Source organism: Stenotrophomonas sp. PS02297 (genome assembly GCF_029959705.1).
Lineage (GTDB): Bacteria > Pseudomonadota > Gammaproteobacteria > Xanthomonadales > Xanthomonadaceae > Stenotrophomonas > Stenotrophomonas nitritireducens.
Genome location: NZ_JASCOS010000010.1, coordinates 1 through 19186, shown reverse-complemented (window position 1 = coordinate 19186; position 19186 = coordinate 1). Strand labels below are relative to the sequence as shown.

General features: G+C 68.1%; 18 protein-coding genes and 1 pseudogene. 12 read left to right on the top strand and 7 right to left on the bottom strand.

Annotation, left to right across the window (positions count from 1 at the left end; genetic code table 11):
- Positions 1-30: 30 nt before the first annotated feature.
- On the bottom strand, positions 31-1548 hold the full coding sequence (locus QMX80_RS04165; RefSeq protein WP_282275448.1) for a fumarate hydratase: 1518 nt from the start codon (positions 1546-1548) through the stop codon (positions 31-33).
- Positions 1549-1704: 156 nt separating this feature from the next.
- On the opposite strand from QMX80_RS04165, the gene QMX80_RS04160 reads away from it, so the two are divergent.
- The 9 genes and pseudogenes from QMX80_RS04160 (at position 1705) to QMX80_RS04120 (ending at position 10295) form a co-directional block, all read left to right on the top strand.
- Entirely contained in the window at positions 1705-2604 is a 900-nt protein-coding gene (locus tag QMX80_RS04160) for an RNA polymerase sigma-70 factor (protein WP_282275447.1), read from the top strand.
- 36 nt (positions 2605-2640) lie between these two features.
- Positions 2641-3087 carry a carboxymuconolactone decarboxylase family protein gene (locus QMX80_RS04155; protein ID WP_282275446.1) on the top strand — a complete coding sequence of 149 codons (447 nt, stop codon included), beginning with the start codon at positions 2641-2643 and terminating at the stop codon, positions 3085-3087.
- Positions 3088-3178: 91 nt separating this feature from the next.
- The gene (locus QMX80_RS04150) at positions 3179-3823 is read left to right on the top strand and encodes a trimeric intracellular cation channel family protein (protein WP_282275445.1); all 645 of its coding nucleotides are present in this window, start codon (positions 3179-3181) and stop codon (positions 3821-3823) included.
- Positions 3824-3884: 61 nt separating this feature from the next.
- Positions 3885-4202: a BON domain-containing protein gene (locus QMX80_RS04145; RefSeq protein ID WP_055769277.1), complete on the top strand. Its 318-nt coding sequence runs from the start codon at positions 3885-3887 to the stop codon at positions 4200-4202.
- Positions 4203-4252: 50 nt separating this feature from the next.
- Positions 4253-6124, top strand: a complete 1872-nt coding sequence (locus QMX80_RS04140) for an ABC transporter ATP-binding protein (protein ID WP_282275442.1) — start codon at positions 4253-4255, stop codon at positions 6122-6124.
- A 179-nt stretch (positions 6125-6303) separates the two neighbouring features.
- Entirely contained in the window at positions 6304-7086 is a 783-nt protein-coding gene (locus QMX80_RS04135) for a ferredoxin--NADP reductase (protein ID WP_055769280.1), read from the top strand.
- Positions 7087-7197: 111 nt separating this feature from the next.
- Positions 7198-9609: an ATP-binding protein gene (locus QMX80_RS04130; RefSeq protein ID WP_055769282.1), complete on the top strand. Its 2412-nt coding sequence runs from the start codon at positions 7198-7200 to the stop codon at positions 9607-9609.
- A gap of 81 nt (positions 9610-9690) precedes the next feature.
- Positions 9691-10005: pseudogene (locus QMX80_RS04125) on the top strand (type II toxin-antitoxin system RelE/ParE family toxin).
- On the top strand, positions 10005-10295 hold the full coding sequence (locus QMX80_RS04120) for a HigA family addiction module antitoxin (RefSeq protein WP_282275437.1): 291 nt from the start codon (positions 10005-10007) through the stop codon (positions 10293-10295). The pseudogene QMX80_RS04125 and the gene QMX80_RS04120 overlap by 1 nt, the downstream one beginning before the upstream one ends.
- 1 nt (position 10296) lies before the next feature.
- On the opposite strand, the gene QMX80_RS04115 is transcribed toward QMX80_RS04120, so the two are convergent.
- Positions 10297-10779, bottom strand: a complete 483-nt coding sequence (locus QMX80_RS04115) for a glutathione peroxidase (RefSeq protein WP_282275436.1) — start codon at positions 10777-10779, stop codon at positions 10297-10299.
- 154 nt (positions 10780-10933) lie between these two features.
- Here QMX80_RS04115 and QMX80_RS04110 point away from each other — a divergent pair, with 154 nt between their 5' ends.
- Positions 10934-13102, top strand: a complete 2169-nt coding sequence (locus QMX80_RS04110) for a M3 family metallopeptidase (protein WP_282275435.1) — start codon at positions 10934-10936, stop codon at positions 13100-13102.
- Positions 13103-13240: 138 nt separating this feature from the next.
- On the opposite strand, the gene cfa is transcribed toward QMX80_RS04110, so the two are convergent.
- From cfa to QMX80_RS04095, 3 genes are read right to left on the bottom strand one after another with little or no spacing between them, the layout of a single operon-like run.
- On the bottom strand, positions 13241-14356 hold the full coding sequence (cfa, locus tag QMX80_RS04105; RefSeq protein WP_282275434.1) for a cyclopropane fatty acyl phospholipid synthase: 1116 nt from the start codon (positions 14354-14356) through the stop codon (positions 13241-13243).
- A gap of 16 nt (positions 14357-14372) precedes the next feature.
- Positions 14373-15206 carry a DUF3298 and DUF4163 domain-containing protein gene (locus QMX80_RS04100; protein ID WP_282275433.1) on the bottom strand — a complete coding sequence of 278 codons (834 nt, stop codon included), beginning with the start codon at positions 15204-15206 and terminating at the stop codon, positions 14373-14375.
- A gap of 57 nt (positions 15207-15263) precedes the next feature.
- On the bottom strand, positions 15264-15587 hold the full coding sequence (locus QMX80_RS04095; RefSeq protein WP_200911370.1) for a GNAT family N-acetyltransferase: 324 nt from the start codon (positions 15585-15587) through the stop codon (positions 15264-15266).
- A 173-nt stretch (positions 15588-15760) separates the two neighbouring features.
- On the opposite strand from QMX80_RS04095, the gene QMX80_RS04090 reads away from it, so the two are divergent.
- On the top strand, positions 15761-15928 hold the full coding sequence (locus QMX80_RS04090; RefSeq protein ID WP_162838906.1) for a hypothetical protein: 168 nt from the start codon (positions 15761-15763) through the stop codon (positions 15926-15928).
- 19 nt (positions 15929-15947) lie between these two features.
- On the opposite strand, the gene QMX80_RS04085 is transcribed toward QMX80_RS04090, so the two are convergent.
- Positions 15948-16568: a rhomboid family intramembrane serine protease gene (locus QMX80_RS04085; RefSeq protein WP_055769296.1), complete on the bottom strand. Its 621-nt coding sequence runs from the start codon at positions 16566-16568 to the stop codon at positions 15948-15950.
- 2 nt (positions 16569-16570) lie between these two features.
- Positions 16571-18166 carry an oligopeptide:H+ symporter gene (locus tag QMX80_RS04080; protein ID WP_055769298.1) on the bottom strand — a complete coding sequence of 532 codons (1596 nt, stop codon included), beginning with the start codon at positions 18164-18166 and terminating at the stop codon, positions 16571-16573.
- Positions 18167-18314: 148 nt separating this feature from the next.
- Here QMX80_RS04080 and QMX80_RS04075 point away from each other — a divergent pair, with 148 nt between their 5' ends.
- On the top strand, positions 18315-19124 hold the full coding sequence (locus tag QMX80_RS04075; protein ID WP_282275423.1) for an endonuclease/exonuclease/phosphatase family protein: 810 nt from the start codon (positions 18315-18317) through the stop codon (positions 19122-19124).
- Positions 19125-19186 lie beyond the last annotated feature (62 nt).

The following is a 19186-nucleotide window of genomic DNA, read 5'->3' as shown; positions in this document are numbered from 1 at the left end:
TTTCGGTGCCACGTCGGACGTGGCGGCGCCTTATTCCACGATCACCGGAATCTTGCCGATGCGGGCCTGCCATTCGCGCGGACCGGTCTTGTGCACCGATTCGCCGGTGGAATCCACCGCCACGGTCACCGGCATGTCCTGCACGGTGAACTCGTAGATCGCTTCCATGCCCAGGTCGGCGAAACCGACCACCCTGGAGGCCTTGATCGCCTTGGACACCAGGTAGGCCGAGCCACCGACGGCCATCAGGTAGGCCGACTTGTTGTCGCGGATCGCCTCGATCGCCGCCGGGCCGCGCTCGGCCTTGCCGACCATGCCCAGCAGGCCGGTCTGCTCCAGGATTTGGCGGGTGAACTTGTCCATGCGGGTGGCCGTGGTCGGGCCGGCCGGGCCCACCACCTCGTCGCGCACCGGATCGACCGGGCCGACGTAGTAGATGAAGCGCCCCTTCAGGTCGACCGGCAGTTCCTCACCCTTGTTGAGCATGTCGACCATGCGCTTGTGCGCGGCATCGCGGCCGGTCAGCAGCTTGCCGTTGAGCAGCAGGGTCTGGCCCGGCTTCCAGTTGGCCACTTCCTCGGGGGTGATGGTGTCCAGGTCGACGCGGGTGCCCTTGGAGGCGTCGTAGGTGATCTGCGGCCAGTCTTCCAGCGACGGCGGGTCCAGCATCACCGGGCCGCTGCCGTCCAAGGTGAAGTGCGCGTGGCGGGTGGCGGCGCAGTTGGGGATCATCGCCACCGGCAGGTTGGCGGCGTGGGTCGGGAAATCCTTGACCTTGATGTCCAGCACCGTGGTCAGGCCGCCCAGGCCCTGCGCACCGATACCCAGCGCGTTGACCTTGTCGTACAGCTCCAGGCGCAGCTCCTCGGCACGGTTGGAAGCGCCGCGGGCCTTGAGGTCGTTGATGTCGATCGGCTCCATCAGCGCTTCCTTGGCCAGCAGCATCGCCTTCTCGGCGGTACCGCCGATGCCGATGCCGAGCATGCCCGGCGGGCACCAGCCGGCGCCCATGGTCGGCACGGTCTTGAGCACCCAGTCGACGATGGAGTCGGACGGGTTGAGCATGGCGAACTTGCTCTTGGCCTCCGAACCGCCGCCCTTGGCGGCGACGATCACCTCGACGGTGTCGCCCGGCACCACCTTCACGTTGACCACGCCCGGGGTGTTGTCCTTGGTGTTGGTGCGCTTGCCGGCCGGATCGGCCAGCACCGAGGCGCGCAGCTTGTTGTCCGGGTAGGCGTAAGCGCGGCGGATGCCCTCGTTGGCCATGTCCTCCACGCCCATGGTGGCGTCATCCCAGCGCACGTTCATGCCGATCTCGAGGAACACGGTGACGATGCCGGTGTCCTGGCAGATCGGGCGATGGCCCTCGGCGCACATGCGCGAGTTGATCAGGATCTGCGCCATCGCTTCCTTGGCCGCCGGCGACTCCTCGCGCTCATAGGCGGCGGCAAGGTTCTTGATGTAGTCGGCCGGGTGGTAGTACGAGATGTACTGCAGCGCGTCGGCGATGGACTGGATGAGGTCTTCCTGCTTGATCGATGTCACGGCTTGCTCGAGGCTGGCGGGGGTTGAGCCGGGTATTTTACGCCCTGCCATCCATGGCGGGGCTGCAACGCACCGTCCGCGGCCGCGCGCCGGCCAGTGAGGCAAAGTAGCGGCTTCCCGTTGTCACGCCTGCACGCCCTGCCGCGTCCTTCCCGCATGGACATGACCGCAACCTTCCAGCACCACCGCCCGCGCCTGCTGGCGCTGGCCTACCGCCTGCTCGGCAGCCGCGCCGACGCCGAGGACGTGGTCCAGGACGCCTGGCTGCGCTGGGCCGGTATCGATACCGCCGCGATCGCCGATCCCGAGGCCTGGCTGGTCACCGCCACCACCCGGCTCGGCCTGGACCGCCTGCGCATGGCCACCCGCCAGCGCCTGGACTACGTCGGGCCCTGGCTGCCCGAGCCGCTGCACATCGCCATGGAGCTGCCGCCCGCGCCCGATCCCGCGCAGGTCCACGCCCTGGCCGAGGACGTCTCGCTGGCCTTCCTGGCCCTGCTCGAACAGCTCGGCCCGGAAGAGCGTGCCGCCTTCCTGCTCAGGGAGGCGTTCGACCATGACTATGCGCTCATCGCCGGCCTGCTCGGCCACAGCGAAGCCAATTGCCGCCAGCTGGTGCATCGCGCGCGCAAACGCCTGCAGGAAGGGCGGCCGCGTTTCGCCTCCGATGCAGGCCAGCACCGCCGCCTGCTGGCCCGGTTCATGGAGGCCTCGCAACGGGGCGACAACGCCGCCCTCCAGGCCTTGCTGCATGCCAACGCACAGCTGGTCTCCGACGGCGGCGGCGTGGTCACCGCGGCGATCCGGCCGTTGCTCGGCGCCGAGCGCATCGGCCAGTTGTTCTGGGCCATCGCGCGCCGCGGCGGGACCCATCCGGCGCGGCTGGGCAGCGTCAACGGCGAGCCGGCGATCCTGCGCTTCGATGGCGACCACCTGCATTCGGTCACCACCATCGTGGTCGACGGCGACCGCATCGCGCGCATCTACAGCGTGCTCAATCCGCACAAACTGCGCGCCCTTGTCACAGCCGAGGACACGGGCGCGTCCTTGCAATGAAGGCGGCCACTGCGGCCGTCCACTGGAGCCCTCCCGATGAGCAGCACTTCCCCCCGCGTTCCCTACACCCGCCTGGCCGCCGATGCGTTCAAGGCCCTGCTGGCGACCAGCCAGGCCGTGCATTCGGCTTCGTTGGAGCCTGGCCTGCTGGAACTGGTGTTCCTGCGGGTCTCGCAGATCAACGGCTGCGGCTACTGCATGGACATGCATGCCACCGCGCTGCGCAAGGCCGGGATCGAGCCGCGCAAGCTGGACACCCTGCCCGCCTGGCATGAGAGCCGCTTCTTCGACGAGCGTGAGCGCGCCGCGCTGGGCTGGGCCGAGGCCCTGACCCGCCTGCCCGATGGCGCGCCGCCGCAGGCCGCGTTCGACGCGCTGGCGCCGCATTTCGACGAGAAAGGCATCAGCGACCTGAGCATGGCGGTGGCGGTGATCAATGCCTGGAACCGCCTCGGCGCCGGGCTGCTGCCGCCGTTGCCCTGACCTCTTCCGCGCCGCGTCCATCGCTGCTGGCGGCGCCCATGTGCCCGGGCACAATGGCCGCCGCCAGCGGCAGGCCGCACAATACGGCCGCATGGGAACCCTGGTACTGATCCTCGACCTCATCGGCACCTTCGTCTTCGCCCTGTCCGGCGCGACGATGGGGGTGCGCCGGCGGCTGGACATCTTCGGCGTGCTGGTGCTGTCCTTTGCCGCCGCACTGGCCGGCGGCATCACCCGCGACCTGCTGATCGGCGCCACGCCGGTGGCCGCGATCAGCGACTGGCGCTATCCGGCCATCACCCTGCTGGCCGGCGTGGTCACCTTCTTCTGGGCACCGCTGATCGAACGGCTGCAATACCCGGTGCGCATGTTCGACGCGATGGGCCTGGCGCTGTTCGCCGTGGCCGGCACGCAGAAGGCGCTGGCCTTCGGCATCGCCCCGCCGATGGCCGCCGCGCTGGGCATGCTCACCGGCATCGGCGGCGGCATCGCCCGCGACGTGCTGCTGGCGCAGGTGCCGCTGGTGCTGCAGGCCGAACTGTATGCGGTGGCCGCGCTGGCCGGCGCGGCGGTGGTGGCCCTGGGCTACTGGCTCGGGCTGCCTGCCCTGCCCCGCGCGCTGGCCGGTGCCGGGCTGTGCTTCGGGCTGCGGATGATGGCCATGCACTATGGCTGGCACCTGCCGGTGGCGCTGCAGTCCTCCGATCCGCCGCCGCCGGAAGGTCCGCGCCGCTGAGGTGACGGGACGCTCACGACGCCTGCGCCATGGTTGGGCTCCATTCCTGCAGGAGAACGCCATGGCCGCGGAACGTTCCGACACCCTGATCGGCGACGATGTGGTGCGCATGCTCGGTGCGCAGGGCCAGACCTCGCAGGTACTGGCGCAGGTCAAGGACGGCCATGTCACCCTGTCCGGCGACGTGCCGGATGCAGCGGCGAAACAGCAGGTCGAAGCGCAGGTGGCCGCCATCGAAGGCGTGCGTGGCGTGCGCAGCCACCTCAACATCGACAGCGGCCGGCGCTCCTTCGGCCCGCGTGGCCGCGCCGTGCGCGACAACCCGGACGGCACCGACGACGCACGCATGGGCGACATCGACCTGGATGAAAACGGCTGAACCCGGCGGGCAGCAGGTAACCTGATCCGGCCCTGCCGCCCGAGTCCCGCATGCCGCACGCGCCATCGCCCCCCGTTTCCGCCACTGGAAAGCGCCCCAGCTTCCGCGAGCGCATGAACGCCATGCGCAACCTGCCGCCGTTCCTGCGGCAGATATGGCAGACCAGCCCCGCCCTGACCCTGGCCAGCCTGTGCCTGCGCCTGGTGCGTGCGCTGCTGCCGGTGGCGATGCTGTACGTCGGCAAGCTGATCATCGACGAGGCCGTGCGCCTGGCCGGGGCCGGCGCCATGCCGCCGCTGGGCGAGGCATGGGCGAGCGGCCACCTCGATCTGCTGCTGGAACTGCTGGCGCTGGAACTGGGCATCGCCATCGGCTCGGACCTGCTGGGGCGGGTGGTCAACTACGCCGACACGCTGTTGTCCGAGCTGTTCACCAACGCCACCAGCGTGCGCTTGATGGAGCACGCCGCCGAACTGGACCTTGAGGACTTCGAGGATCCGGAGCTGCAGGACAAGCTCGACCGCGCCCGGCGCCAGACCATGGGCCGCATGAACCTGATGAGCCAGCTGCTCGGACAGGCGCAGGATGCGGTCACCGTGATCAGCTTCGCCGCCGGCCTGGTCGCCTATGCGCCCTGGCTGATCGCCCTGCTGGCGGTGGCACTGGTACCGGCCTTCCTCGGCGAGTCGCACTTCAACACGCTGGGCTATTCGCTCAACTACAGCTGGACTCCGGAACGGCGCCAGCTCGACTACCTGCGCCAGGTCGGCGCCAGCGTGGAAACCGCCAAGGAGGTGAAGATCTTCAACCTCCACCGGTTCCTGATCGACCGCTACAAGCTGCTGGCCGAACGGTTCTACCGCGCCAACCGCACGCTGGCGCGCAGGCGTGCGTTCTGGGGCACGCTGCTCGCGGCGCTGGGCACGCTGGGTTATTACACCGCCTATGCCTACATCGCCTGGCGCACGATCCGCGGCGATTTCAGCATCGGCGACCTGACCTTCCTGTCCGGCAGCTTCCTGCGCCTGCGCCAGCTGCTGGAAGGCCTGCTGACCGGCTTCTCGCAGGTCGCCGGGCAGGCCTTGTACCTGGACGACCTGTTCTCCTTCTTCGCCATCGAACCGGAAATCCGTTCGCGCCCGGACGCGCTGCCGGTGCCGCGGCCGATCCGCGCCGGCTTCGTGTTCGAGGACGTCGGCTTCCGCTACCCGGACGCCGAGCGCTGGGCCGTGCGCCATCTCGATTTCCAGCTGCGCGCCGGCGAGGTGATCGCCCTGGTCGGCGAGAACGGCGCCGGCAAGACCACCCTGGTCAAACTGCTGGCGCGGCTCTACGACCCGGACGAGGGCCGCATCCTGCTCGACGGCCGCGACCTGCGCGATTACGACCTGGACGACCTGCGCGCCAACATGGGCGTGATCTTCCAGGATTTCGTGCGCTACCACCTGTCGGCCGGCGAGAACATCGGCGTCGGCCAGGTCGAGGCGATGGACGATGCATCGCGCATCCGCGGCGCCGCGCGCCGCGCGCTGGCCGACGAGGTGATCGACGCCCTTCCCGAGGGCTACGCACAGTTGATCGGGCGCCGTTTCAAGAGCGGCGTGGACCTGTCCGGCGGCCAGTGGCAGAAGATCGCCATCGCCCGCGCCTACATGCGCGACGCGCAGGTGATGATCCTCGACGAGCCCACCGCCGCGCTGGACGCACGCGCCGAGTTCGAGGTGTTCCAGCGTTTCAAGGAGCTTTCCGAGCAGCGCACCGCGGTGCTGATCTCGCACCGCTTCTCGTCGGTGCGCATGGCCGACCGCATCCTGGTGCTGGCCGACGGCCGCATCGAGGCCAGCGGCACCCACGAACAGTTGATGGCCGAAGGCGGCCGCTACGCCGAACTTTTCGAGTTGCAGGCGGCCGGCTATCGCTGACCATCCATGTGCTCGTGGATCAGGGCCTGCCCCGCGTGCGGGCATTCCAGCGAAACGCCATGCGGGCAGGCCCCGCACCTGCAGGAGGAGGTCGCGATGCGCGACAAATCGTCGCATCCCGGCCGGAACGGGCCGGTTTGCTAGAATGCGGGGGTTTATCACACCCCACGAATCCCGGCATGTCTTCCGCTTACGGCACCGAGACGGTGCTTGAAGTCCGTCACTGGACGGACGCCTACTTCAGCTTCTCCACCACCCGCGACAACGGCTTCCGCTTCGAGAACGGCCAGTTCGTGATGATCGGCCTGGAAAACGAGGGCGCCCGCCCGTTGATGCGCGCCTATTCCATCGCCAGCGCCAACTGGGAAGAGCAGTTGCACTTCTTCAGCATCAAGGTGCAGGACGGCCCGCTGACCTCGCGCCTGCAGCACCTGAAGGTGGGCGACACCATCCTGGTCGGCAGGAAGCCGACCGGCACCCTGCTGATCTCCGACCTGCATCCGGGCAGGCACCTGTACCTGCTGGGCACCGGCACCGGCCTGGCGCCGTGGCTGAGCATCGTCAAGGACCCGGAGACCTACGAGCGCTTCGACAAGGTCATCGTCTGCCACGGCGTGCGCTTCGAGCGCGACCTGGCCTACCGCGACTACTTCGAGAAGGAGCTGTTCGAGGACGAGATACTAGGCGACATCGTCCGCGACAAATTGCTGTACTACCCGGCGGTCACCCGCGAACCGTTCCGCAACCAGGGCCGCCTGACCACGCTGATCGAAAGCGGGGAAATGCCCAGGACGCTCGGGCTGCCGGCGTTCGATCCGGCCAACGACCGCTTCATGATCTGCGGCAGCCCGCAGATGCTGGCCGACCTGCGCAGCGTGCTGGACGCGCGCGGTTTCGAGGTCTCGCCGCGCATCGGCTCGCCCGGGCATTACGTGTTCGAGCGCGCATTCGTCGAAAAGTAGACCCGTAGGGGATTCACCTACAGACGGGCGCCTTTGAAGCGCCATGTCGATCGTTTAACGTACCGGCCGGATCACGAAGATCCGGCCGTTTTCTTTCCAGGAAAAACATTCATGGGTCCAAGTGCTTCACGCAGCAGCTTCATCGACAACCAGCGCACCGTGCTGCTTGAAGAACTGGCCCAGTGCCGGCAACGCCTCGACAGCGCCAAACAGGCGCTTGCCACGGCCTATCCCAACGCCTGCCAGGCCGCGCAGGCCATGCGCCCGGCGTTCGAGCAGGGGCTGGAACAGGCACGCCGCGATGCGATGCAGGCCGCCCGCAAGGGCACGCTGGGAGCGGCGTTGAGCCTGAAGGCGACGCTGGGCACCGGTGGCTTGCGCCTGTTCGCCTGGGCAGCGTTGCTGGGCAGCCTGCTGATGTATGACCGGGTCGGCGGCCTGATCTACCACTTCCGCTACATGCTGCCGTTCCCGCTCGACCTCCTGCTGCTGCCGCTCGCGCTCATACCGCCGGCACTGGTCCTGTATGCCTTCCTGGTCTGGCTGGGCCGGCGCCGGCTGGCGCGGCGCAATGCCGCGCCCATCCTCGCGTCGATCGACGAACTGGGCAGGCGCCAGCTGCAGTTGAACGCCTTCGGCAAGAAGCACGAGGACGGCCGCTCCCATCCCTACCCGGTGGTGCGCGCGCCGGCACCGTCGGCGGATAAGCTCGGCACCAGCTGGCAGCTGTCCGACAAGCGCGACCATTCCAATGCGGCGATGGTCGGCCTGACCACCGACATCCCCGCCGACAAGGACTCGGACATCTTCATCCGCCTGCCCCTCAACGGCCATCCGGGCGGTTTCGTGCGGGTCCGCGCCGAGGTCGACGCGCACCGCGCCACGTGGGAACCGCTGGCCGCCGCGCTGGCGCCGCAGCTGGCGCCGTTCGCCCAGCCCATCATCGAACTGCAGCAACTCAGCGCCCCGTACGAACGCGAACAGCAGATACAGCAGTCGCTGCTCACCCGCCTGGCCTCGCTGGACAAGCTGGAGGCCAACTGGCAGGACGTGGCCATTCCCGAAACAACGCTGGAGCAGGTCATCAAGCTGGTCGACCGCTTCGCCGCCGGCCAGCCGCCGCTGCCCAAGGGCATGCTGCTGTGGGGGCCGCCCGGCACCGGCAAGACCCTGATCGCCCGCAAGCTGGCCCAGCACGTGGACTGCAACTTCGTGGCGGTGACCATCGCCGACCTGAAGGGCGAGCACATCGGCCATACCGGGCCCAAGGTCAAGAAGCTGTGGGAACAGGCGCGCGGCCAGGGCCCGACGATCCTGTTCGTGGACGAATGCGAGAGCGCCTTCGCCCGCCGCGGCAGCCGCGACACCGACAACTTCGGCAACGAGCTGGTGCAGACCTTCATCGCCGAGTGGGACGGCTTCAACCAGGGCGGCGGCAACGTGCTGGTGATCGGCGCGACCAACCGCCGCGAACTGATCGACGATGCGGTGCTGTCGCGCTTCACGGTTTCCATCGAACTGCCGGCGCCGGATGCCGGCGCCCGCGAACGCATCCTTTCGGCCGAGTTTGGCAAGGCCCAGCTGGCGCTGCCCGTGACCGAAGCGCTGGTGCGCGAAACCAGCGGCATGTCCGGGCGCGACCTGTCCACGCTGGTGACCAGCGTGGTCGCCACCCACCCGGCCGGGCGCCCGTCGCTGGAGGACTTCAGCGCCGCCATCGCCCGCCTGCGCGGCAAGAACTCGACCTCGGTGCAGGCGCTGGGCTGGGACGACGTGATCCTGCCGGCATCCACCCGCGCCGAGTTCGAGAGCCTGGGCAAGGAACTGCTGCACGCCGAGGAACTGGCGCGGATGAACATCCCGGTGCCGCGCGGCATCCTGCTCTACGGCCCGCCGGGCACCGGCAAGACCCAGATCGCGCGCGTGCTGGCGAGCCAGTCCGGGCTGTCGTTCATCGCCGCCTCCTCCACCGACGTGAAGGGGCAGTTCATCGGCGACGGCGGCGCACGGGTCAAGCAGCTGTTCGAAAAGGCGCGCGCGCAGGCGCCGTGCATCGTGTTCCTTGATGAGATCGACACCATCGCCCCGCCGCGCGGCAGCGGCAATTCGGACAAACTCAACGCCGAGATCGTCGCCCAGCTGCTGCAGGAGCTGGACGGCATCAGTACCCGCCAGGGGCAGGTCTTCCTGCTGGCCGCCAGCAATCACCCCGACGCCATCGACAGCGCCCTGCTCTCGCGCCTGGAACGCAAGATCCGGATCGGCCTGCCCGACGCCGACGCCCGCGCCGCCATCCTGCGCCTGCAGCTGGCCGGCAAGCCGCTGGATTTCGCGGTCGAGGACGTGCTGGGCGAACTGGCCGCCGCCACCGAAGGCAGGTCCGGCCGCGACCTGCAGTCGCTGGTCACGGCCGCCACCCGCCGCGCCCTGCAGCGGGCGATGGCGCAGGATGGCGACCCGACCCGGGTCAGGCTGCAGCAGCAGGATCTGCTCGAAGAAGCCGGCAACGCGACGCCGGCCTGAAGCGCCATGGCCCGGTGCGCAAGCGCACCGGGCCATCCTCCTGCATCCACACACCGGCCAGCCCCTTGAGGGAGGCCCAGCATGTTGCGCGATGCGCAACATGCTGTGATCGGATGCATGATCAAGTCGTTCCGGCACAAGGGACTGTGCAGACCCTTCGAGACAGGAAGCACCGCCGGCGTGCAGTCCGATCATGCCAAGCGGCGGCGCATACAGTTGGCCGCGCTTGATACCGCGCAGACCATCGAGGACATGGACATTCCGGGTTTCCGCCTGCACCCGCTGAAAGGCGGAATGAAAGGGCGCTGATCCATTGCCGTCAACGGCAACTGGCGCATCACCTTCGAGTTCAAGGACAGCAATGCCTACGTGCTGGACTATGCGGACTACCACTGATGAACATGCACAATCCCCCGCACCCCGGTGAATTCATCACCGGGGTCTACCTCGAACCCAACGACATCAGCGGCCGCGAACTGGCCGGGAAGCTGGGGGTCGCGGACTCCACGCTCAGCCGCGTGCTCAACGGCGGCAGCCGGATCAGCCCGGAAATGGCGCTGCGCCTGTCCAAGGTCCCGGGCCGCAGCCCGGAAAGCTGGCTGGCGATGCAGGATGCCTACGACCTGTGGGTAGCGCGCCAGCATGTCGACCTGAAGAACGTCCGCCGGCTGGAACTGGTGACCTGATTCAGCCCAGCGCCGCCCGGATATCGTCTTCCAGCGATTCCGGGCGCGCGGTCGGCGCATAACGGGCGATCACCCGCCCGTCGCGGCCGACCAGGAACTTGCTGAAATTCCACTTGATCGCGGCGATCCCGAGCGCGCCGCGCTTCTCGCGCTGCAGCCAGCGCCATAGCGGGTGGGCATCGGCGCCGTTGACCTGCAGCTTGGCCGACATCGGGAAGCTGACGCCATAGTTGAGGCTGCAGAACGCGCCGATTTCGGCCGCGTCGCCCGGCTCCTGGTGACCAAACTGGTCGCAGGGGCAGCCCAGCACGACCAGTCCACGCGGTCCGAACTCGCGCCACAGCCGTTCCAGCCCCTCGTATTGCGGGGTGAAGCCGCACTTGGAGGCGGTGTTGACGATCAGCAGCGCCTTGCCGGCGAACGCCGCCAACGGCAGCCGCGCGCCATCCAGCGCAGTGAGTTCGAAATCGAAGGCTATGGCCATGGCCGGCTCCCTGAAGCGGGCGTCCAGCCTACGCCATCAGGAGGCCAACGGTTTGCAACAGACGGCTTTTCGCCGCAACCCTGCCATTCGACACACCCCCCGGCCACTGTCGCCGGGTTAACCTGAGGGTTCAGTATTTTCCGGAGTTTCCGACTTGAACACCCGCCTCGCTCTCGCCCTCGCCGTGTCCCTGGGCGTTGCCCTGCCGGCCTACAGCCTGGCCGCGAATGCCGCCGCCGGCCAGCAGGCCCAGCAGGCCAACCCGTTCTTCGCCGAGAGCCCGCTGCCGCTGCATTACCCGCAGTTCGACAGGATCAAGGACAGCGACTTCGCGCCGGCCTTCGACGCCGGCATGGCGCAGCAGCTCAAGGAAGTGGAGGCGATCGCCAACAATCCGGCCGCCCCGACCTTCGACAACACCCTGATCGCGCTGGAGAAGAGCGGCGCCGTCCTCGACCGCGCCACCACCGTTTTCTTCTCGCTGATCGGCGCCGACACCAACGACGCGCGCAAGAAGCTGCAGGCCGACTATTCGGCCCGCTTCGCCGCCCACAGCGACGCCATCAACCTCAATGGCAAGCTGTTCTCGCGCATCCAGGCGCTCTACGGCAACCGCGCCAAGCTGGGCCTGGACGCCGAAGGCCTGCGCCTGGTCGAGAAGTACCACGATAACTTCGTCCGCGCCGGCGCCAAGCTGTCCGATGCCGACAAGGCCAAGCTCAAGGACATCAACGCCGAACTGGCCAACCTGGGCACGAAGTTCAGCCAGAACGTGCTGGCCGAGGTCAACGCCTCTTACATCGTGGTCGATGACGTGAAGCAGCTGGACGGCCTGTCGGCCGGCCAGATCGCCGCCGCCGCGGAAGCCGCCAAGGCGCGCAAGCTGGACGGCAAGTACGTCATCGCCCTGCTCAACACCACCGGCCAGCCGGCGCTGACCAACCTCACCGACCGCGCGCTGCGCCAGAAGATCCACGAAACCTCGGTCTCGCGCGGCAGCAAGGGCGGCGAGTACGACAACACCGCGCTGGTCTCGCGGATCATGACCCTGCGTGCGCAGAAGGCCGCGCTGATGGGCTTCCCGAACTACGCTGCCTACGGCCTGGGCAACCAGACCGCCAAGACCCCCGAAGCGGTCAACGCCATGCTGGGCCAGCTGGCCCCGGCCGCAGTGGCCAACGCCAGGCGCGAGGCCGCCGACCTGCAGGCCATGATCGACCGCGAGCAGAAGGCCGCCGGCAAGCCGGGCTTCGAGCTGCAGCCGTGGGACTGGGCCTTCTACAGCGAGAAGGTGCGCCAGGCCAAGTACGACTTCGACGAATCGCAGCTCAAGCCGTACTTCGAACTGAAGAACGTGCTGGAGAACGGCGTGTTCTTCGCCGCCGGCAAGGAATACGGCCTGAGCTTCAAGCAGCGCACCGACCTGCCGGTGTACCACGACGACGTCACCGTCTACGACGTGTTCGATGCCGATGGCAGCCAGCTGGCGATCTTCATCTTCGATCCGTATGCGCGCGAGTCCAAGCGGGGTGGCGCGTGGATGAACTCCTACGTGTCGCAGTCGGCGCTGACCGGCAACAAGCCGGTGGTCGCCAACCACCTCAACATCCCCAAGCCGCCGGCCGGCCAGCCGACCCTGCTGACCTGGGACGAGGTCAACACCACGTTCCACGAGTTCGGCCATGCCCTGCACGGCATGTTCTCGAACGTGAAGTACCCCTACTTCTCGGGCACCGCCGTGCCGCGCGACTTCGTCGAGTTCCCCTCGCAGGTCAACGAGATGTGGTCCGACGAGCCGACCATCCTGGCCAACTACGCCAGGCACCACGAGAACGGCTCGGCGATGCCGCAGGCGCTGCTGGACAAGGTGATCGCCGCTTCCAAGTTCAACCAGGGCTTCGCCACCACCGAATACCTGGGCGCGGCGATGCTGGACCAGAACTGGCACCAGATCGGCGTGGACCAGGTCCCCGCGCCGCACGACGTGGTCAAGTTCGAGCATGACGCCCTGGTCAAGGACGGCATCTACTACGCAGCGGTGCCGCCGCGTTACCGCACCACTTACTTCAGCCACATCATGGGCGGCTACTCGGCGGGCTATTACGCCTACATCTGGTCCGAAGTGCTCGACGCCAACACCCAGAAGTGGTTCCGCGACCACGGCGGTCTGTCGCGCGCCAATGGCGACCACTTCCGCAAGACCCTGCTGTCGCGCGGCGGCAGCGTCGATGCGATGCAGCTGTTCCGCGACTTCGCCGGCCACGATCCGCAGATCGGGCCGCTGCTGGAGAAGCGTGGCCTGAGCGGCGCCGAAGGCAAGTAAGCCTCCGTATCGCCGCCTGCCTGAAGCCGCCCGGTTCGCCGGGCGGCTTTTTTGTTGCCGCGTCCCATGGCCGTGGCCCTTCGGGCCTCATCCGGGCGACGCCGGAACGGTCGCCGACGCTCTCCCGCCCCGTCCGCACTAGCGTGGCGCGACGTAGCCACCCGCCACGCCGCGCGGCGACAGCACCAGTTGCCAGAGCTGCGCGTGGCGGGTGCGGAAGCTCGCCATCGAGGCGGCCAGGTAGAAACGCCACATGCGCCGGAAACGTTCGTCGTAGCGCGGATCCAGCCGTTCCCAGGCCGCTTCCACGTTGGCCTGCCATGCCTGCAGCGTACGGTCGTAGTCGGTGCCGAAGTTGTGCCAGTCCTCCAGCACGAACAGGCCCTCCATCGCCGCGGTGATCTGCGCGGCCGAGGGCAGCATCGAATTGGGGAAGATGTAACGGGCGATCCATGGGTCGGTGCGATCGCGGCTGACGTTGCCGCCGATGCTGTGCAGCAGGAACAATCCGTCCTCGCGCAGGCAGCGCCGCGCCACGTCGAAATAGCCGCGGTAGTTCTTGACCCCGACGTGCTCGAACATGCCTACCGACAGGATCGCGTCGAATGGTTCGTCCAGCTCGTGGTAATCCTGCAGGCGGATTTCCACCGGCAGGCCGGCACACAAGCCACGCGCGAATTCGGCCTGTTCCTGCGAGATGGTGATGCCCACGCCTTCCACGCCGTGGCGTTCGGCGGCGTACTTCAACGCCTCGCCCCAGCCGCAGCCGATGTCCAGCACGCGCATGCCCGGGCGCAGCTCGAGCTTGCGGCAGATCAGGTCGAGCTTGGCTTCCTGCGCGTCGTCCAGGTTGCCGGCCTGGCGCCAGTAGCCGCAGCTGTAGACCAGCCGCTTGCCGAGCATCGCCCGGTACAGGTCGTTGCCAAGGTCGTAATGGCGCCTGCCGACTTCATAACTGCCCTGCCCGGCCTGCAGGTTGAACAGTCTGGCCTTGAGCGCATCCCAGACTTCGCCGCCGCCGTGCACGCGCTCGTCCAGCCGCGCCGCCAGCAGGTGGGTCAGGAAGGCATCGAGCGAACGCACCTGCCACCAGCCATCCATGTAGCTCTCGCCCAGGCCGAGCGAGCCTTCGGCCAGCACCCGCGCATGGAAGCGCGGGTCGAGGATCTCGATGTCCTGCGGGCGCTCACCGCCGGGGGTGATGCCCGCCTCGTGCAGCAGTGCTTCGACACGTCGTTGCAGCCCTGCATCCATCGCTGGCCTCCACGGCTCAAGGGTGTGCGAACAGCTCCCGGTAGTCGGCCGCCACGTATGGCAGCAGCACGGCGGCCGGCACGTCCACGGTCTGCGTTCCGTCCGAATACGGACCGACCTGGTACGGCGGGAAAACGAAACGCAGCGCAGCGATGCGCCCAGCGGCGTCCATCACCGGCTGGAACTGCGCGAAATTGGCGGCCTCCGGCGCCGTGCCCTCGTCGATCATCTTCGACAGGTTGCGCACCTGGGCCTGCTGCTCCTCCGGCGTCATCTCCTCGCCCTGCGCGCGGACCGTCGCCTGCTCCAGCAGCTTGTCGCTGGTGTAGTCGCTGACCGCCTGCCAGCCCTTGGGCGAATCGAGCAGGGACTGCGCGGTCAGCAACTGCGCCTTCTCCGGCAGCCAGACGAAACGCGCCTCCAGCGGCTGGCCATGCGCGCCGCCGGTGTAGCTGCTGCCTTCGGCCGACACCGCCACCACGCGCGGCGTGTCCACGGCCATGTCGAAGGCCAACGACAGTTCATACGGCGCGGTGGGCTTGTCGTTGCCGAGTTCGTCCACCGCCTTGAGCAGTTCGGCCTTGGCATGCTCGGCATAGTCGGACAGGGCCTGGGCCAGGCCGGGGTACTTGTTGGCGGCAGGCGGATAGCTGATGCCCAGCACATAGCGGGCATTGGTCTCGATCACGTCATGCAGTTCCACCGCCGTCGGCGCGGCATCGGCCGGCGCCGCTGCGGCCGGCGCCCCGTCCGTGGCTACCGCCGGCGCCTGCGTGTCGTCCTTCCTGCATCCGGCCATCGCCAGCACGACCAATGCCGCCGCGCAGGCTCCCTGTCCCAACCTTTTCATGTCCTTTCCTTTCTCGATGGATCGCGCGGTTCCACCCGGAACCGCGTCCGGCGCGGATTATCCCAGCAGGTCCGCATATTCTCCATGGCGCTGCATGAAGGCCGACGCATAGCTGCATTCGGGAACCACCTTGAGGCCGCCTGCGCGCGCGTGCGCCAGCGCGGCGCGGGTGAGCAGCGCAGCGATGCCGCGGCCGCCGAGCGCGTCGGGTACGCCGGTGTGGGTGATGACCATCGCGCCGTCGCGCAGCTGGTAGTCGAGTACCGCCTGCTGGCCGTCGACGGCGAGGGTGAAGCGATGCGCGGCCGCGTCGTGCGCGACGGGCGGAAACGCGGAATCGTCGTGGCTCATGGCAGGGCTCCCCGGGCTGGATGCGCCCATTGTGCCGGGGTTGCACGCCGGTGTGACGTGAAAAGCAGGCAGTGTCGCCGCAGGGCGTCACTTTCCGACGCCAACCTGCACACTGCAATGCCTGTCTCCCTTGCTGTCCAAGGGACAGCACACACTGGCATGCGGCTTGCTCCACGGCCCGGACATTTCTTCCTTGCCGCGCCATGCCTGTACCGTTCGACGCTTCGCGCACGCCGCCCTCCGACGACCATGACGCAATCCTGCTGGAAGGGCTGTTCCAGCTTGCCTTCAGCGGCGAAACCCGGGGCTGGGAATTCGAGAAGATCGACGAGGAAGTCCACGCGCGGCTGCTGCAGGCCTATCCGGCCTGAGCGCCCGCCGCGCGCGTCCTCAGCGCCCGAAGCGTGGGTTCATCAGCTGCTCCAGGAACACCTGCATCACCTGCGGTTCCATGAACAGCATGAACATCACGCCGAACGCGGCGCCGGCCAGGTGCGCGCTGTGGTTGACGTTGTCGCCGCCGCGCTTGTCCATCCAGATGCTGTAGCCCACGTAGAACACGCCATAGAGGATGGCCGGGGCCGGGATGAAGAACACGAAGATCAACGACCACGGCGAGATCAGGATGAAGGCGAACAGCACCGCCGATACCGCACCGGATGCCCCCAGGCTCAGGTAATTGGGGTTCTTCTGGTTCTTCAGGTAGCTGGGCAGGATCGAGACCACCAGCGCCGCCAGGTAGAACAGCGGATACGTCCACCAGTTGCCGGTCACCCGCAGCATGATCTGCTCGATCAGCCGCCCGAAGAAGAACAGCGTGACCATGTTGAACAGCAGGTGCGAGAAATCGGCGTGGATGAAGCCGTAGGTCACCAGCCGGTCGTACTGGCGATGCCGGTCGACCGCCGGCGGCCACAGGATCAGCCGATCGGCCAGCTTGCGGTTGCTGAAGGCCAGCCACGAGACCAGGCTGGTGACGGCGATCAGTAGCAGGGTTATCGGTCCTTGCATGTTCAGGCTGCCCGGTAGTTGTCGACCATCCTGTAGCGGCGCGCGTACAGGCCGAACGCCAGCGCCGCCACGAAAGCGAAGCCGGCGAAGAAGAACATCAGGAACGCGGCCTCGCTCAGCCCGGTGCCGGCGATGCGCTCGGTCACCGCGCCGTTGCGCACCGCCGCGTTGGACAGCAGCACCCACAGGTTGCCGATGGTGGTGGTCAGGTTCCAGAAACTCATGACCACGCCCTTCATCGACGCCGGGGCCTGGCTGTAGGCGAACTCCAGGCCGGTGGCCGACACCAGCACCTCGCCGAAGGTGAGCAGCGCGTACGGCAGGATCTGCCAGAAGATGGACAGGGCGTTCCCGCCGTCCATCACCACCTGCAGGCCGCCTACCACTACCCAGGCCAGGCCGCTGAAGGCGATGCCGGCGGTCATGCGCCGCAGCGCGGTCGGCTCGAAGCCGAAGCGGCGCAGCGCCGGGTACAGCACCAGGTTGTTGAAGGGGATCAGGATCATCACCAGCAGCGGATTGATCGCCTGCATCTGCGAGGCGGTGAACCACGTCGGCATCGCCATCTGCTGGCCCTGCAGTACCCAGGTCGAGGCCTTCTGGTCGAACAGCGAGAAGAACGGCGTGGTCAGGGCGAAGATCACCAGTACCTTCAGCACCGAGCGCACGCCTTCCACTGCGGCATCGGGATGCGCGCCGCGGGCGCGCTCCAGCTGCAGCATGGTGCCGCCGCCGATGCCGGCCAGCAGCGCCACCAGCGCCAGGCACAGGTAGATGACCACGCCCAGCCCGCCTTCGCGCAGGCCGGCCAGGGTCATCACCGCCAACGCCAGCGCCCACAGCGCCAGCGCGGCACCTGTCAGCGCCACCAGCAGGCCGGCGTTGCCCTGCCCCGGCGCGCGCGCCAGCAGCGCGGTGCGCACCACATTGGCGAACGAATGCGGGTCCTTCGGCGGCAGCGGCACCAGCACGTAGCGGCGGCGCCCCAGCCAGAACACGAACGTGGCCACGAACATCAGGATGCCGGGAATGCCGAAGGCCCATTGCGGCCCCAGGTTCTTCAGCGCCAGCGGGATCAGCAGCGAGGCGAACAGCGAACCGAAGTTGATGATCCAGTAGAAGGCGTCGAACACGATCTTGGCCAGATGCTTGTTCGACTGGTCGAACTGGTCGCCCATGAACGAAGCCACCAGCGGCTTGATGCCGCCGGCGCCCAGCGCGATCAGGCCCAGACCGAGGAAGAAGCCCTGGCGGCTGCCCTCGAACAGCGCCAGGCACAGGTGGCCGACGCAGTAGATCAGGCTGAACCACAGGATGGTGCGGTACTTGCCGAAGAAACGGTCGGCCAGCCAGCCGCCGAGCAGCGGGAAGAAATACACGCCGATCATGAAGCTGTGCATGACGTCCTTGGCCTCGCCGGCGCGGCCGCTGGCGGTGACCTCCTGCAGCAGCAGCGAGGTGATCAGGAACTGCACCAGGATGTTGCGCATCCCGTAGAAGCTGAAGCGCTCGCAGGCTTCGTTGCCGATGATGTAGGGAATCTGGCGGGGCATGCCGGCCTTGCCGGCGGGCGCTGCTGCCACGTCGTTGCTCGTCATCTGTGAGGCGGTCCTGCGGATGCAAAGGGGGCAAGCGTAACGCAAGCGGCCCTCAGCGCGCCTGCCGCACGGCGCCGGTGGAGCGCCTGCACGGCTCCTAGACAGGGCCGCACGCTAGCATGGCGGCAGATCCGTACTGGTCGTCGCAATGAAGCACTGGGGCTGTCTGGCGCTGTTCGCCTTGTCCTTCGCCGTGGCCGCCGAGCCGGCCACGCCGGTGCTGCGGATCGCCAGCCTCCGCCTGCCGCAGGACAACGCGCAGTGGAACCAGCAGCGCGAACGGATCCAGGCCCTGCTGGCGGACCTGCGCGCGGACGTGATCGCGGTGCAGGACGTACAGCAGTCGCCCGATGCGCCCAATCCCGCGTGCTGGCTGGCCACCCGGCTCAGGTACAGCTGCGACTTCATCACCGCCGACCCGCCCAGCCATGCGCAACGCCGCGGCAGCGCGGTGCTGGCCGGCCTGGACGTGCTGGAAGACGGCATCACCCTGCTGCATGGCCAGGGCCAGCTGACCGCCGCCGGCATGCAGCGCGTGCGGCTGGACCGCAAGGTGGTCAACATCTACATCGCACGCATCGCGCCGGACGGCAACGACGAGGAGGTGCGCGCGCAGCAGGCGGCGGACCTGCTCGCCTGGATCGGCGCGACCGACGCGGACCAGCCGTCGCTGGTCGTGGGCGAGTTCTCCGCGCCCACCGATGAGCTGGTCAGGCAGCTGCCGGGCTTCCAGCCGGCGCGCAGGAACCCTTCCGCACGGCGAACGGCAGCCAGCGGCGCGGCGGGCGTCCGCCCGCACGGGCTGGACGTGCTCTACCAGGTGCGCAGTTTCGCCGACGTCGCCCAGCAGACCGTGGAACTGGCCCCGGCCGGGCAGGAACCGGCGCCGCTGGCGCTGGGCGTGATGACGACCCTGCGCCTGATCGGTGGCGTGGCGGCGGATTCCCCCGCCCCCTGAACGACGAAGCCCGGCGGTTGCGCCCCGCGTGGCGTGCAAACTCCAGCCGGCCCGCGCCGGCA

Coding starts and splice junctions, on each gene's coding strand:
- QMX80_RS04120 (WP_282275437.1), top strand. CDS start 10,005: ATGAACATGCACAATCCCCCGCACCCCGGTGAATTCATCACCGGGGTC.
- QMX80_RS04135 (WP_055769280.1), top strand. CDS start 6,304: ATGTCTTCCGCTTACGGCACCGAGACGGTGCTTGAAGTCCGTCACTGG.
- QMX80_RS04080 (WP_055769298.1), bottom strand. CDS start 18,166: ATGACGAGCAACGACGTGGCAGCAGCGCCCGCCGGCAAGGCCGGCATG.
- QMX80_RS04075 (WP_282275423.1), top strand. CDS start 18,315: ATGAAGCACTGGGGCTGTCTGGCGCTGTTCGCCTTGTCCTTCGCCGTG.
- QMX80_RS04095 (WP_200911370.1), bottom strand. CDS start 15,587: ATGGGCGCATCCAGCCCGGGGAGCCCTGCCATGAGCCACGACGATTCC.
- QMX80_RS04090 (WP_162838906.1), top strand. CDS start 15,761: ATGCCTGTACCGTTCGACGCTTCGCGCACGCCGCCCTCCGACGACCAT.
- QMX80_RS04085 (WP_055769296.1), bottom strand. CDS start 16,568: ATGCAAGGACCGATAACCCTGCTACTGATCGCCGTCACCAGCCTGGTC.
- QMX80_RS04150 (WP_282275445.1), top strand. CDS start 3,179: ATGGGAACCCTGGTACTGATCCTCGACCTCATCGGCACCTTCGTCTTC.
- cfa (WP_282275434.1), bottom strand. CDS start 14,356: ATGGATGCAGGGCTGCAACGACGTGTCGAAGCACTGCTGCACGAGGCG.
- QMX80_RS04130 (WP_055769282.1), top strand. CDS start 7,198: ATGGGTCCAAGTGCTTCACGCAGCAGCTTCATCGACAACCAGCGCACC.
- QMX80_RS04100 (WP_282275433.1), bottom strand. CDS start 15,206: ATGAAAAGGTTGGGACAGGGAGCCTGCGCGGCGGCATTGGTCGTGCTG.
- QMX80_RS04155 (WP_282275446.1), top strand. CDS start 2,641: ATGAGCAGCACTTCCCCCCGCGTTCCCTACACCCGCCTGGCCGCCGAT.
- QMX80_RS04140 (WP_282275442.1), top strand. CDS start 4,253: ATGCCGCACGCGCCATCGCCCCCCGTTTCCGCCACTGGAAAGCGCCCC.
- QMX80_RS04145 (WP_055769277.1), top strand. CDS start 3,885: ATGGCCGCGGAACGTTCCGACACCCTGATCGGCGACGATGTGGTGCGC.
- QMX80_RS04160 (WP_282275447.1), top strand. CDS start 1,705: ATGGACATGACCGCAACCTTCCAGCACCACCGCCCGCGCCTGCTGGCG.
- QMX80_RS04115 (WP_282275436.1), bottom strand. CDS start 10,779: ATGGCCATAGCCTTCGATTTCGAACTCACTGCGCTGGATGGCGCGCGG.